Origin of the sequence: Halomonas sp. TA22, from assembly GCF_013009075.1 — a bacterium.
GTDB lineage: Bacteria > Pseudomonadota > Gammaproteobacteria > Pseudomonadales > Halomonadaceae > TA22.
Window position 1 is genome coordinate 2,802,705 of sequence record NZ_CP053108.1, and the last position, 14,006, is coordinate 2,816,710.

14 protein-coding genes are annotated in these 14,006 nt (G+C 63.9%); 11 read left to right on the forward strand and 3 right to left on the reverse strand.

Going from position 1 to position 14,006, the window contains the following annotated elements; all coding sequences use genetic code 11:
* Window positions 1–10: 10 nt before the first annotated feature.
* The 11 genes from metG to HJD22_RS13300 all read left to right on the forward strand — a co-directional run bounded on the left by metG (window position 11) and on the right by HJD22_RS13300 (window position 10,827).
* Complete coding sequence (metG, locus tag HJD22_RS13250; protein WP_208653971.1) at window positions 11–2,053, forward strand: methionine--tRNA ligase; 2,043 nt, start codon at window positions 11–13, stop codon at window positions 2,051–2,053.
* A 366-nt stretch (window positions 2,054–2,419) separates the two neighbouring features.
* Window positions 2,420–2,683: a hypothetical protein gene (locus HJD22_RS13255; protein WP_208653972.1), complete on the forward strand. Its 264-nt coding sequence runs from the start codon at window positions 2,420–2,422 to the stop codon at window positions 2,681–2,683.
* Between the two features lie 39 nt (window positions 2,684–2,722).
* A complete protein-coding gene (gene rsxA, locus HJD22_RS13260) occupies window positions 2,723–3,304 on the forward strand; it encodes an electron transport complex subunit RsxA (protein WP_208653973.1) in 582 nt (193 codons plus the stop codon).
* Window positions 3,305–3,350: 46 nt separating this feature from the next.
* Entirely contained in the window at window positions 3,351–4,001 is a 651-nt protein-coding gene (rsxB, locus tag HJD22_RS13265; protein ID WP_208653974.1) for an electron transport complex subunit RsxB, read from the forward strand.
* On the forward strand, window positions 3,994–5,763 hold the full coding sequence (rsxC, locus tag HJD22_RS13270; protein WP_208653975.1) for an electron transport complex subunit RsxC: 1,770 nt from the start codon (window positions 3,994–3,996) through the stop codon (window positions 5,761–5,763). Before rsxB ends, rsxC begins: the two co-directional genes overlap by 8 nt.
* Window positions 5,760–6,854 carry an RnfABCDGE type electron transport complex subunit D gene (locus HJD22_RS13275; protein ID WP_208653976.1) on the forward strand — a complete coding sequence of 365 codons (1,095 nt, stop codon included), beginning with the start codon at window positions 5,760–5,762 and terminating at the stop codon, window positions 6,852–6,854. The genes rsxC and HJD22_RS13275 overlap by 4 nt, the downstream gene beginning before the upstream one ends.
* On the forward strand, window positions 6,851–7,546 hold the full coding sequence (locus HJD22_RS13280; RefSeq protein WP_248730254.1) for an RnfABCDGE type electron transport complex subunit G: 696 nt from the start codon (window positions 6,851–6,853) through the stop codon (window positions 7,544–7,546). Before HJD22_RS13275 ends, HJD22_RS13280 begins: the two co-directional genes overlap by 4 nt.
* The gene (locus HJD22_RS13285; RefSeq protein WP_208653977.1) at window positions 7,543–8,247 is read left to right on the forward strand and encodes an electron transport complex subunit E; all 705 of its coding nucleotides are present in this window, start codon (window positions 7,543–7,545) and stop codon (window positions 8,245–8,247) included. The genes HJD22_RS13280 and HJD22_RS13285 overlap by 4 nt, the downstream gene beginning before the upstream one ends.
* Before the next feature lie 23 nt (window positions 8,248–8,270).
* Window positions 8,271–8,909 carry an endonuclease III gene (nth, locus tag HJD22_RS13290; protein ID WP_208653978.1) on the forward strand — a complete coding sequence of 213 codons (639 nt, stop codon included), beginning with the start codon at window positions 8,271–8,273 and terminating at the stop codon, window positions 8,907–8,909.
* Window positions 8,910–8,972: 63 nt separating this feature from the next.
* Entirely contained in the window at window positions 8,973–10,055 is a 1,083-nt protein-coding gene (locus HJD22_RS13295; protein WP_208653979.1) for a hypothetical protein, read from the forward strand.
* Window positions 10,056–10,071: 16 nt separating this feature from the next.
* Window positions 10,072–10,827, forward strand: a complete 756-nt coding sequence (locus HJD22_RS13300; protein ID WP_208653980.1) for a YdcF family protein — start codon at window positions 10,072–10,074, stop codon at window positions 10,825–10,827.
* A 22-nt stretch (window positions 10,828–10,849) separates the two neighbouring features.
* On the opposite strand, the gene HJD22_RS13305 is transcribed toward HJD22_RS13300, so the two are convergent.
* The 3 genes from HJD22_RS13305 to HJD22_RS13315 are packed head-to-tail and all read right to left on the reverse strand — an operon-like array spanning window position 10,850 to window position 13,902.
* A complete protein-coding gene (locus HJD22_RS13305) occupies window positions 10,850–11,857 on the reverse strand; it encodes an ArsA family ATPase (RefSeq protein WP_208653981.1) in 1,008 nt (335 codons plus the stop codon).
* A gap of 48 nt (window positions 11,858–11,905) precedes the next feature.
* Window positions 11,906–12,205, reverse strand: a complete 300-nt coding sequence (locus tag HJD22_RS13310) for a cory-CC-star protein (protein WP_208653982.1) — start codon at window positions 12,203–12,205, stop codon at window positions 11,906–11,908.
* A 20-nt stretch (window positions 12,206–12,225) separates the two neighbouring features.
* Window positions 12,226–13,902: a carbon starvation protein A gene (locus tag HJD22_RS13315; protein WP_208653983.1), complete on the reverse strand. Its 1,677-nt coding sequence runs from the start codon at window positions 13,900–13,902 to the stop codon at window positions 12,226–12,228.
* Window positions 13,903–14,006 lie beyond the last annotated feature (104 nt).

A 14,006-nucleotide genomic window follows, 5' to 3' on the forward strand; every position in this document is an offset into this window, starting at 1 on the left:
CAGAGCCGACATGTCGAATAGCGAAAGCGCCCAGCGCAAGATCCTGGTCACCAGTGCCCTGCCCTACGCCAACGGCTCGATCCATCTGGGTCACCTGCTCGAGTACATCCAGACCGATATCTGGGTGCGCTTCCAGAAGAGCCGCGGCAACGAGTGCCATTACGTGTGTGCCGACGATGCCCATGGCACGGCAATCATGCTGCGTGCCGAGATGGAGGGCATCACCTCCGAGCAGCTGATCGAGCGGGTCTCCCGGGAGCACCAGGCGGACTTTGCGCGCTTCGGCGTCGCCTTCGACAACTATCATTCAACCCACTCCGACGAGAACCGCGTCCATAGCGAGCGCATCTACAAGGCACTGCGCGACGCCGGGCACATCAGTACCCGGGACATCGAGCAGATGTACGATCCGGTCAAGGGCCTGTTTCTGGCCGACCGCTTCATCAAGGGTACCTGTCCCAAGTGCAGAACGCCGGACCAGTATGGCGACAACTGCGAAGCGTGCGGCGCCACCTATACACCGGCGGAACTGATCGACCCGGTGTCGGCGATCTCCGGCGTCACCCCGGAAGTCAGGAGCTCCACCCACTACTTCTTCAAGCTCCCCGATTTCGAGGAGTTCCTCAAGCAGTGGACGCGCAGCGGCCGCGTGCAGACGCAGATCGCCAACAAGCTGCAGGAGTGGTTCGAGGCGGGGCTCAACGAGTGGGACATCTCCCGCGACGCGCCCTACTTCGGCTTCGAGATCCCCGATGCTCCGGGCAAGTACTTCTATGTCTGGCTCGATGCGCCGATCGGCTACCTGGCAAGCTTCCAGAACCTCTGTGATCGCGAAGGGATCGACTTCGACGCCTTCTGGAGAAAGGATTCCGATGCCGAGGTGTACCACTTCATCGGCAAGGACATCGTCTACTTCCATGCGCTGTTCTGGCCGGCGATGCTCGAAGGCGCGGGCATGCGCACGCCCACCGGCGTCAACTGCCACGGTTTCGTCACCGTCAATGGCGCCAAGATGTCCAAGTCGCGCGGTACCTTCATCAAGGCCGAGACCTACGCTGAGCACCTGAATCCGGAGTATCTGCGCTACTATTTCGCCGCCAAGCTCACATCAAAGGTCGACGATCTCGATCTCAATCTCGAGGATTTCGCTGCGCGGGTAAACTCAGACCTGGTCGGCAAGGTGGTGAATATCGCCAGCCGCTGCGCCGGCTTCGTCAACAAGCTCGGCAATGGCAGGCTCTCTCTGCACTGTGCCGAGCCCGAGCTGGTGGCACGCTTCATCGCTGCCGGTGACGAGATCGCCGACGACTTCGAGGCTCGCGAGTTCGGTCGCGCCATGCGCAAGGTGATGGAGCTCGCCGACGAAGCCAATACCTACATCGCTGACAAGGCGCCTTGGGCACTCGCCAAGCAGGAGGGCCGTGAGCAGGAGGTGCTCGATATCTGCTCGGTAGGCATCAACCTGTTCCGCCAGCTGATGGTCTATCTAGCGCCGGTGGTGCCCAAGATGGCTGAAGAGGCACGCCTTTTCCTCACGCTCGACAGCCTCGCCTGGCACACCCGCCAAGAGGTACTGCTCGGCCATGGGATCGCCAAGTTCAAACCGCTGATGACGCGCATCGAGCGCGACCGCATCGAGGCCATGATCGAGGCCTCGAAGGAGGATCTGGTGGAAGAGCAGAAACTCAAGGACGCCCCCAAGGGGCCGCTGGCCGAGGCGCCGATCGCTGATGAGATCGCCTTCGACGACTTCATCAAGGTCGATCTGCGCGTCGCACGCATCGCCAAGGCGGAGTACGTCGAGGGCGCCGACAAGCTGCTCAAGCTCACCCTTGACTTGGGCGGCGAGACGCGCACGGTGTTCTCCGGCATCCGCTCGGCTTACGCTCCCGAGGCGCTGGAGGGGCGCCTGACGGTGATGGTCGCCAACCTGGCGCCGCGCAAGATGCGCTTTGGCCTCTCCGAGGGCATGGTGCTGGCCGCCGGCAATGATGATGGCATCTATCTGCTGGAGCCGCATTCGGGTGCCGAGCCGGGTCAGCGGGTGACATAACACAACTCCTCGCTTACATCGCTAGAAGCAAAAGCGCGCAGTCGGACTGCGCGCTTTTTCGTCTGTCTGCCTCTTGGGTGTTCCTGGACCTCGACCTCGTCCCTCACCGGGTGGTGGGATTCAATGCCGAGAATCTGTTCACTTCGTGTCCCGATATCATCGGGGCGTGCGGCTGGGCGTCCGCGCTGATCAGCTTGATACAGCAGAGAATCCCCGGCTCGATGAAGGCCCCCATACCTGGTTGATCTCGTTTCCCGAACTGGCCATGGTCGGCGTCTCGCCCATCTACCGAAGCCACCATGAGGGACCGCCGGCAGGCTGGCTCGCCATGCTCAGGCCGCTCTCCGATATGTGGGTGGAAAACCCGTGGAAGACCTGGCGCTGCCTCATGCCACCTCGTTCGAGCAGCCGTTCGTCAGCGTCGGAGCTGCCATCGCCACGCCGGGACAAGCACTCGATCAGGCCATGCTGATGCGCCGCGCCGATCATGCGCTCTACAGTGCCGAAATCGCATCACGACGGGCTGAGGTGCGTCAAACAAACGCACCTCGGCAAGCCATCGACATCGGCATGTGGTATCCGTGCCACCGCCCGGAAGCGTATAATGCGTGGCTGCTCGCACTCGCCTGAGCGTTCAGGCAGCCCGTAACGTCTCGGCAATGGCCCGCAATGACCGAATACTTCCTGATCCTTGTCAGTACGGCATTGGTCAACAATTTTGTGCTGGTGCAGTTTCTCGGCCTGTGCCCCTTCATGGGCGTGTCCAGCAAGCTGGAATCGGCTGTGGGCATGGCAATGGCAACCACCTTCGTGCTGACGCTCTCGTCGGTGGCAAGCTACCTGACCTTTCACTATCTGCTGGCCCCGCTGGGTCTCGAGTACCTACGCATCATCGCCTTTATCGTGGTGATCGCAGCGGTCGTGCAGTTCACCGAAATGATGGTGCGCAAGACCAGTCCACTGCTGCATCAGGTGCTCGGTATCTTTCTGCCGTTGATCACCACCAATTGTGCGGTGCTGGGCGTGGCGCTGTTGTCGCTGAATCGTCAATCCAGCTTCATGCAAGCCACCCTATACGGCTTCGGTGCGGCACTGGGCTTTTCGCTGGTACTGGTGCTGTTTGCCGCCATGCGCGAACGCCTGGCAGTGGCTGATGTGCCACGCCCCTTTCGCGGTGCGGCCATCGCCATGATCACCGCAAGTCTCATGTCGCTCGCCTTCATGGGATTTTCCGGGCTGGCCCAGCGCTAACGCCATCACGAATCGGCATAGAGCCTCAAGGAGACCCTGACTGCAAATGATCGTCGATCTGATCGCCGAAAACACCATTGTTGCCACCGTGCTGGCTCTGGTCGGTCTTGCGGCAGGCTTCGGAGCGCTACTCGGATTTGCCGCCGAGCGCTTCCGGGTGGAAGGCGATCCAGTGGTCGAGCGCATCGATTCCCTGCTGCCGCAAACCCAATGCGGTCAGTGTGGCTACCCTGGCTGCCGCCCCTATGCCGAAGCGATCAGCCAGGGCGATGAGATCAACAAGTGTCCACCGGGCGGGGAAGCCACTATCGTCGCCCTGGCCGATCTGCTGGGGCGCGAGATCACACCCCTTGATGGCGATCGCCAGGATCTCCCCCAGGTCGCCTATATCCGCGAGGCGGAGTGCATCGGCTGCACGAAATGCATCCAGGCGTGCCCGGTGGATGCCATTCTTGGCGCGGCCAAGCTGATGCATACGGTGATCATCGATGAGTGCACCGGTTGCGATCTGTGTGTGGAGCCCTGCCCAGTGGATTGCATCGAGATGCGGCCCCGTGAACTTGGCCTGCATGAGTGGCAGTGGCCCCGGCCGAAAGGCCCCGGGCACCTGCCACTCGCGGCCCAGATCAGCCCAAGCGTGATCGCAAGCGACCGCAGCCCACGCAATCGTCGGACAGCGGAGGTGCATCATGGCTAATGCCTTCGATTTCCCCGGTGGCATCTACCCCCCCGAGCGCAAGACACTATCGAACCAGCAACCGCTCGTTCAGGCACCGCTTCCCCATCGGGTGGTCCTGCCGCTCAATCAGCATATCGGGGCACCGGCCGAACCCTGCGTAGCGCTTGGCCAGCGGGTACGCGCTGGCGAGCGTGTGGCGATCCGCCAAGGGATGGTCTCGGCGGACGTGCATGCAAGCCTCACCGGCACCGTCACCGCCATCGAGCCGCGTCCGGTACCCCACCCCTCCGGCGGGCGGACGCCATGTATCGTGATCGAGGCGACCCAGCCCGGCGACCGAGAAGATCCCGGCATTCGCCTCGACCCGCTTGAGTGGCGCGACTGCGATGAGGCGACCCTACTCGCCAGGCTGGATCGCTCCGGCATCGTGGGCATGGGTGGCGCGGGCTTTCCTACCCAGGTCAAGGCCCGCGTACGCCAGCATCATCTCATCGACACCCTGGTGATCAACGCCGCCGAGTGCGAGCCCTACATCACTGCAGACGATCTGACCCTGCGCGCCTATCCGCATGACGTTCTGGAAGGGGCGCAACTGCTCGCTCACCTGAGCGGTACCCAGCGTATCCTGGTGGGTATCGAGGACAACAAGCCCGAGGCGATCGAAGCGCTCAAGCGAGCGTTGCGCGACGCCTCGAGCGATGCTCTGCCCGTCGAGATCAGGGCGATCCCGACTCGCTACCCAAGCGGTGGCGAGCGCCAGTTGATCAAGCGCCTGCTCGACCGTGAAGTGCCGGGCGGCGGCCTGCCCGCCGAAGTCGGTGTGCTGTGCCACAATCCCGGTACGCTGCTTGCGGCGATACGTGCCGTGCGCGATGGTCAGCCGATGATTTCGCGCGTGGTGACGCTGACCGGCGAAGCGCTGGCGAGCCCCGGCAATGTCGAGGCGCGGCTGGGTACCTGCATGCACGAGCTGTTGACCTTTGCCGGGCTTCGCGAGTCACGCCTCGAGCAGCTGATCATGGGCGGTCCGATGATGGGCTTCCCCCTGCCGCAAACCGGCTTGCCGCTGGTCAAGAGCGCCAACTGCCTGATCGCAGCCACCGCCGAGGAGCTACCTGCCCCACCGGCCGAACTGCCCTGCGTCCGCTGTGGTGCCTGCGAACAGGCCTGCCCGGTGGGACTGCTCCCCCAGCAGCTCTACTGGTACTCGAAAGGCGGCGAGCACGACAAGGCCGAACGCTTCAATCTCTTCGACTGCATCGAGTGCGGCGCCTGCAGCTATGTCTGCTCCAGCCACATTCCCCTGGTGCAGTACTTCCGCGCCGCCAAGGGCGAGATACGCGCCCACCGCGACGACATGCGCCAGGCCGAACACGCCAGGCACCGCTTCGAGTTCCGCCAGGCCAGGATCGCCCGCGAGGAGGCGGAGAAGTTGACCAAACGTCAGGCACGCGCCAGGGCCAGCACCTCCCAGCGCATGCACGCCGTCACCCAGGAGAGCCGGCAGGACGCGGCCGTAACCCCTCACGCGCAAAGCGACAGTGCGGCCGGTCAGGAGGAGCTCAAGTCGCTGCGTATCGCCCAAGCCGCCAGCAAGGCGGCGCTGCGCAAGGCAGAAAAAGCGCTCGCACGCGCCAGCCACTCCGGCGATAGCGACGAGGCGCTGGCCGATCTCGAGATACAGCTGGCCACGGCCAGGGAACACCTTGCCGCCACTGAGGCGCGCCTGGCCACCCTTCGCGAGGCGGCCACGTCCGAGACGCAGGAGCCCTTGCCATGAGCCTGATGCATGCCAGCGCCGTCTCCTCGCGCCGCCCCTCCTCGACGTCGGCTGCGATGGCCTGGGTACTGATCGCGAGCGTACCTGGGACTGCCACGCTGACCTGGTACTTTGGCTGGGGGGTATTGACCAATGTGCTGCTGGCGATGGGCCTGGGAGTGGCGCTTGAAGCGCTCGTACTCAAGCTGCGCGGGCGCACGCCAAGCACGGTTCTGCGCGACAACAGCGCACTGGTCACTGGCCTGCTGCTTGGCATCTCACTGCCGCCCGGTTCGAGCTGGTGGCTGCTCGCAGTGGGCATGGTGGCCGCCATTGTGGTGGCCAAGCAGCTATACGGCGGGCTGGGACAGAACCCCTTCAATCCGGCCATGGTCGGCTATGCCCTGCTGCTGATCAGCTTCCCGGTACCGATGTCGCACTGGATGGCCCCCCATGGCCTGTTTGGTTCCGAGGCGCTCTCGTTACTGGACGTGCTGCGTCAGGTCGCTGGCCTGACAGGCCAGCAGAGCCTGGATGCGATCAGCGGCGCCACTCCATTGGATGCCTTCAAGTACCGCCCCGAGGGGACGATGGCTCATGAGTTCTGGGCCAGCGACCCGCTGCCGGAGGGCGCGCTGGAAGCCGGTCGCGCCTCGGCGCTGGCCTGGCTGGCCGGGGGGGCGCTGCTGTTCTATCGACGGCTGATCAGCTGGCATATCCCGCTGACGATGCTCTCGACCATTATGCTGATCGCCACGCTGCTCTACATGATCGATCTCAGCCGGTATGGCTCGCCGCTGTTTCATCTGCTAGGCGGTGGGACAATCTTCGCTGCTTTCTTCATTGCCACCGACCCGGTCAGTGCCGCCGCCAGCCGACGCGGCAAGTTGATCTACGCTGCCGGTATCGGCGTGCTGGTAATGGTGATCCGCACCGCCGGCAGCTACCCGGATGCCATCTCCTTCGCCGTGCTGCTGATGAACTTCGCCGTGCCCTTCATCGACTACTACACCCGCCCCCGGGTACAGGGCCACATCAGGGAACGCCGGATGGCCAGGACCCAGCGCATTGCCACTACCACGCTCGAGGACGAACGGGAGATGCCACGATGAGCGCCCCCTCCTCGCCCAGGCTGCCATCCAAGCCTTCATCTCAACCCCCGCGCAGCATGGCCCGTGCCATGCTGCGTGGGACACTCGGGCTTGCGCTGTTCGCCGTCGTCACCGCCGTGGTGGTGGCGGGCACCCGAGCGCTGACCGAGAAGCGCATCGCCGACAACTACCATGCGGCCCAGTACCGCTTGCTTGGCGAGATGCTTCCTGTGGAGCTGCAGGACGTATCGGTGACGGCGCTGCTCGACAATACCCTCACCCTGCCCCCCACCCGTGCGCTGGGGCAACGTGAGCCATTTACCGCCTGGCGGGTTCGCCGCGGCGAGCACGCGGCACTGATCGTGCCGGTGATCGCCCATGGCGGCTACAGCGGCGATATCGACATGCTGTTGGGAATCGATCAAAGCGGCCGTCTCAGTGCGGTTCGCGTGGTGAGGCATCAGGAGACGCCAGGGCTCGGCGACAAGATCGAGCGGCGCAAGAGCGACTGGATCACCAGTTTCGATGGCCGCTCGTTGGACAATCCCACTCTCGCCGAGTGGTCGCTTGCCCGCGACGGCGGCGAATTCGACGGCTTCACCGGGGCCACCATCACGCCTCAGGCGGTGATCATGGCAGTACGCCACAGCCTGCAGTGGTTCGCCTTCGATGGCCATCGCCTGCTGCGCGAGGAGGCTGAGAGCGACTCATGAGCCAGTTCAACGAACTCGCCCGCAATGGGCTGTGGCGCAACAACCCGGCACTCGTGCAGTTGCTGGGGCTGTGCCCGCTGCTGGCAGTGACCAGTAGCGTGGTCAATGCGCTGGGGCTCGGTCTCGCCACCCTGCTGGTGCTGGTCGGCTCCAACCTGTCGGTATCGCTGATTCGCCATCATGTCCCCGATCATATTCGCCTGCCGGCCTTCGTGATGATCATTGCCGCCTTCGTCACCTGTGCCGACCTGCTGATGGCCGCCTATACCTACGAGCTGCACCAGATATTGGGCATCTTCATTCCCCTGATCGTCACCAACTGTGCGATTCTGGGCCGCGCCGACGCCTTCGCCTCGAAGCATCCACCCCTCCCCGCCGCCACCGACGGCCTGATGATGGGACTCGGCTTCGCCCTGGTGCTGGTGCTGCTTGGCGCGCTGCGCGAGCTGTTCGGCCAGGGCACGCTGCTGGCCAATCTGGACCTGCTGCTGGGGCCGGCGACTGCCGACTGGCAACTCACCTTGTTTGCCAACTACGAGCTCCTGTTCCTGGTGCTGCCTCCCGGTGCATTTTTTGCCGCCGGGCTGCTGATCGCCCTGAAGAACGTCATCGACGATCATCTGGCGCAGCGCCACCAGGCCCGGCACGGCGATCAGCCCAGGCAGAGCCGCCGCGTGCGGGTCACCGGTACCATCCGATAGAGAAGAGCGACGAGAGAAGCGCGATGAACACCCACAAACGCCATGAGATCTTCGCCCGGCTGCGCGAGCACATGCCCGAGCCCACCACCGAACTGCGCTGGAGCAGCCCATTCGAGCTGCTGGCGGCGGTTCTGCTCTCCGCCCAGGCCACCGACGTGGGGGTCAACAAGGCCACCGCCCGGCTCTATCCCGTGGCCAATACCCCTCAGGCGATCATCGATCTGGGCATCGACGGGCTCAAGGAGCACATCAGGACCATCGGCCTGTACAATACCAAGGCCGAGAACCTGATGAAGACCTGTCGGATCCTGGTCGAGCAGTACAACGGCGAGGTGCCTCAGACCCGCGCTGCCCTCGAGTCGCTGCCCGGAGTGGGCCGCAAGACCGCCAACGTGATCCTCAACACGGCCTTCGGCCAACCGACCATCGCCGTGGACACCCACATCTTCCGGGTCTCGAACCGCACCCGCATCGCCCCGGGCAAGGATGTGATCGAGGTGGAGAAGAAGCTGATGCGCCACGTGCCACGGGAGTTTCGCCAAGATGCCCACCACTGGCTGATCCTGCACGGCCGCTACACCTGCGTGGCGCGCAAGCCACGTTGCGGCAGCTGCCTGATCGAGGATCTCTGCGAGTACAAGGACAAGACCGAGATCGCCTAGCGTTTCCTCCGGACGGCGGACATGGCAGGATAACCGCTCATAACAACAAGATGGGAACTTGCCATGCACATACACGATCGTCCCATCGACGAGCGCCTGGAGTGGCTGATGGCACTCTCGCGCCAGCACTCGCAGACCTACTCGAGTCCCACGGCATGCCTCGCCCGGGAGCGCTACCTGGCCAACCACCCCACCCGCATCGTGGTCATGAAGTGCATGGATGGCCGTATCCATATCCCCCATGCCACGCGCACGCCGCTGGGGATCATTCGTCCGTTTCGCAATCTTGGCGGCATCTTCCATCTCGGCTGGCCCTATCTCGGCGAGATGCTCACCGACAGCGTGAGCGAAGCGACCCGCGCCGGTCATGGCGTGCTGATGCTGATCACCTACCACTTCTCGCGCGGCGAACGTGCGCGCGGCTGCGCCGGCTTCGGCTGCGATGTCCTGGCCGCACTGGCTCACGCGCGTCAGATACGCGCCCAGGCGGAGACTCTCTTCGGCCACGATCACCGCCACGTCTATCCGCTGGTATGCGGTTTCGAGACCGACAGCGACGCGCTGATCGTGCATGGAGACGACGACGCTACGCTCGACATGAATGACCTGGCGCCTGGCAACGCACCGGACCTCGACCGCAGGCTGGCCACGCTGTGCCAGGACATGCCGGGTGACATTCGTCGCGATCTGCTGCCCCTGCTGATCGGCAATCTCGACCATGTCGACTCGCTGCGCGGTGTGGCCCGCGAGCTCGACATCGAGCACCGCGAATGGGTGATCTGCGTGGGACGCGGCTTCGATTTCCTTCACGTACCCAATACCGCTCTGATCGTCGGCCCCTACAGCCCGGACCTCTCCGGGCCCATCGGTACCGCGGCAACGATCATTGCCTCGAACATGGCCACCGGGCGCATTCCCGACGACGGTTTCATGCTGCTCGCCTCGACGCCCTATCAGGATATCGGCGTCGACCGTGCCCGGGCCGAGCTGAAGTCGCGCTTCCTTTCGGACTTTGCCTGCGAGGTGATACAGCGAGAACACCCGCGCCTGGCTCGACGCATGTTGCGGCGAACTGCAGTGGTCCACTGGCCGACCCGGCGCCTGGAGGTGCTGGATACCGACGACTCACGGCAGCACGAGTGGTAGATAAAGGAGGCGTGATATGGAGTGGCTGAAATATCTGTTATTGCCACCGCTGGTCAATGTGCTGCTGGTGGTACTCGGCTTGCTGCTGTGGCCGGTTCGCAGCGGGCTTGGCCTCCTGCTCATCCTGCTTGGCTTCATGAGCCTGCTGCTGCTCGCCACACCGCAGGTCAGCCATGGCCTGCGCCAGGGGCTCGAGCACTACTTGCCGCCAACGCCAGACGAACTGCAAGAGGCCGAGGCGATCGTGATCCTCGGCGGAGGCCGCGACTACGGTGCCGTGGAATTCGACTGGGGCGATGCCCCGAGCAATGCCACCTGGCGGCGCCTGGCCTATGGCGTGAAGCTGCATCGCGACACTGGATTGCCGATTCTGGTCAGCGGCGGGCGCGTGCATGACGAGCCGAGCAGCGAGGCCAGCCTGATGGCGGCAGCGCTGCGTGAGATATTCGACGTAGCGGTCGAATGGGAGGAGGACCAAAGCCGCAATACTGCCGAGAACGCCCGCTTCAGCGCCGACCTGCTGTCAAGCGATGGCATCACCCGAGTGGTGCTGGTCTCGCAATCCTGGCACCTGCCCCGCGCCGTGGCGGAGTTCGAGCGTACCGGACTCGACGTGATGCCGGCACCGACGGAGTTTGCAAGCCAACCGGGGCAAGGGCTGCATGCCTGGCTACCCCGCGCCTATCACCTGCGCCACAGCAGCCAGGCACTGCATGAGTGGCTGGGACGCGCCGTGCAGGCGCTCCGCCAACGGATCTTGAACCGTCCTTGAACCGATAATGCAGCGCGGACGACTAGAAGCCGAGTGTCTCCAGACGGTCGGCAAGCTCGTCGAGTACCTCGATACCCTGTACATCGGTCGGCAGCATCGCCAGGCGTGGTCGTGGCAAGTGCGCCAGCTCGCCGTCGATGCGCGCCAGATAGGAAGCCTCCTGCTCGCGCCGCGCGCGCAGGAATTCGCCATCCGCCTCCTCCGGAATCACCCGATTGACCAGCGTCCCCGCTACCGGAATCTTTACCGCTTCAAGCGCCTGGACGGCACGCACCGTTTCGAGGATCGGTAGCCGTTCCGGCGTCATCACGAATAGGAAACTGCTCTCGTCGGGATTTTCGATACGTCGCCTCGCACGGTGAAAGAGGCGTCGACGATTGAGCAGCGTCTGCGCCACGTCGCGGGTACGCTCGTCGAGGTCGCTGAAGGCTTCCTGTTCGGGATCGTCAAAGGGCGTGGTCACGTCGCGTCCGCTCTTGGGCGTAAGGTGCTTGAGCACGCGGCCAAGCTCCTCGGACTTGCGATTGTGCGCCAGCAGGCCGTCGGTCCAGGCCGCCATCGCCTCGGGTAGCGTCAGCAGGCGTAGCGTATGACCGGTCGGTGCGGTATCGAAGATGATCAGGTCATAGGGCAGCTCATCATCGGTCATCAGCCGTGCCAGGCGCTCCAACAGTGCCGCCTCCTGGGTACCGGGGGACTGCCGGGTCAGGCGCATCTGGCGCTCTAGCTCGGCCATCATCTCCGGTGCAGCGTAGCGGCGCATCTGCTCGGTGACACGCCGCAGGTGAGCCTCGACCTCGATGTCGGGATCGATCTCCATGGCATCCAGGTTGGGCAACAACCGCGTCGGCGCATCGCCGAGCTCGCGATCGAACACATCGCCCAGGCTGTGCGCGGGGTCGGTGGAGACCACCAGCACGCAGCGCCCGCGACGCGCGGCGAGCACGGCAAGCGATGCTGCCACCGTGGTCTTGCCCACGCCCCCTTTGCCGCCTACCCACAGCAGCCGGCGTTCAAGTATTTGCTTCATGAGAGCCTCTTCAACGCGAAGGCCGGCTCAGCCGGCCTTCGTTGCCATCTAGCAGCAGCGAAAATGGTCCAGAGGCGAATGCTCCATCCCCATCCGCCGATGCCAATCATGGAACCGCTCAAGCAGCAGCGGTTGCAACTCCAGCGTGTAGTAGGCGGCGGGGTTGGGCACCCCCATCATTTCTGAAAACACCAGCAGCATGAACAGGTCGTCCTCGTCGCGTCGCGCCCGGGCAATAGCCCCGCGGTAGCGCGACGAGTAGACCTCCTCGGCGAAGAAACGGGCCTGGCTAAGCCAGGCCCGTATCCTTTCGAGAGGATCATGACCGGAGTCACGATCATCGTGCATCACGTTCTCCTCGGTAGGCGTCACTTACCCTGATTGGCGATCTCCTGGCGCTGGCGCTTGAGCGCCGCACCGCACTCGAGCGAAACCAGGATCGCCGCGATCAGGATGACACTGCCCAGAATCAGCAGGAAGTAGTTGCCCGCTTCATAGAAGCCGCGCAACTGGGTCAACAACGCCAGCACCGTCATCACCAGCAGGAAGCACAGCGGCACCAGGGTATACCAGAGCGGCCGCTTGAGGCGCATCAGGATGACCGTGATCACAAGCAGCGTTAGGCCGGCCAGCAGCTGGTTGGTGGTACCGAACAGCGGCCAGATGAGCATGCCACCGGTGCCGCCGGCACCGCCCGCACCGAAGGCCAGCAGCAGGCAGGAGCCCACGGCAAGCAGGGTGGCCGGCGCCGGCTTGGTCATCCACTTCAGGTTATAGATGGTACCCCACTCCTGGAAGATGTAGCGCTGCAGGCGCAGGCCGGTGTCCATGGTGGTACCGGCGAACAGCGCTGCCATCACCGTCAGCAGGGTTGCCGCCGTCACTTCCGGAAGCCCCAGGCCGTTATGGATGATATAGGCGCCACCCTGAACGAAGGCGTTGACTCCACCCTGGCCGAAGCCGGTGTACATCGCCTGCCAGTCGGCCAGGCTCGCGAAGCCGGCCGTCGCCACCAGGATCGCTGCCAGCGCCAGCATCCCCTCGCCCACCGCACCGAAGTAGCCGACGAAGCGTGCATCGGGCTCCTTGTTGAGCTGCTTGGAGGTAGTACCGGAGGAGACCAGGCCATGGAAGCCGGAGATTGCGCCGCAGGCGATGGTTACGAACAGCAGCGGCAGCAGCGAGGGCGTCCCGGCCGGCACGTTCGAGTTGAACATCGGAGCGACCATGTTCGGATTGAGGAACACGATGGCGCCATACAGCACCAGCAGCCCCACGAACAGCTGCAGGCCATTGATGTAGTCGCGCGGCTGCAGCAGCACCCACACCGGCAGCAGCGAGGCGACCGCGGCATAGCCGAACAGCAGCAGAATCCAGACGGCGTTGCCGGACATGCCGGCAATTTCGGCAGGCATCTGCAGCGGTACCGAGGGGCCGATGAAGATCAGGGCGTAGAGGGCGATGACGCCCAGTACCGACACCACCGGCAGGCTGAGAATGCGGCGGTAGATCAACTGGCCGATCACCAGTGCCACCAGAATCGCGCCCCACACCGGTACCACGGCGGTGGAGAAGTTCATCATCAGACCCGAGATGACCACCGCGAATACCGCGTTGACCATCAGCAGGACCAAGAAGATGACGATCATGAACAGGCTGCGTGCCCGCGTGCCGACCACGTCGCCGGTGAGCGCACCGATCGACTTGGCCTTGTTGCGCACGCTGGCCCAGATCGCGCCGGAATCGTGTACCCCGGCGAAGAAGATGGTGCCGAACACCACCCACAAAAAGGCCGGCAACCAGCCCCAGATCACGGCGATCGCAGGACCGACAATGGGCGCGGCGCCCGCCACCGAGGTGAAATGGTGCCCCCACAGCACGAAGCGGTTGGTCGGCACGTAGTCGACCCCGTCCTCGAACTCATGCGCGGGCGTTCTAAAGTCGGGATCGAGTCGAAATATTTTCTCGGCAATGAACTTGGAGTACAGGAAGTATCCAAGCGCCATGGCAACCAGGCCAACGACCAGTAGAATAATGGCACTCATCTGAGCGGCTCCTTCTTTTTTAATATCATCAGCCTTGGTCACCTGACGTACGGCATGACGACCACCCCGTCATCATGGGGGGTAAGCGTGAGGAAAACCATTAT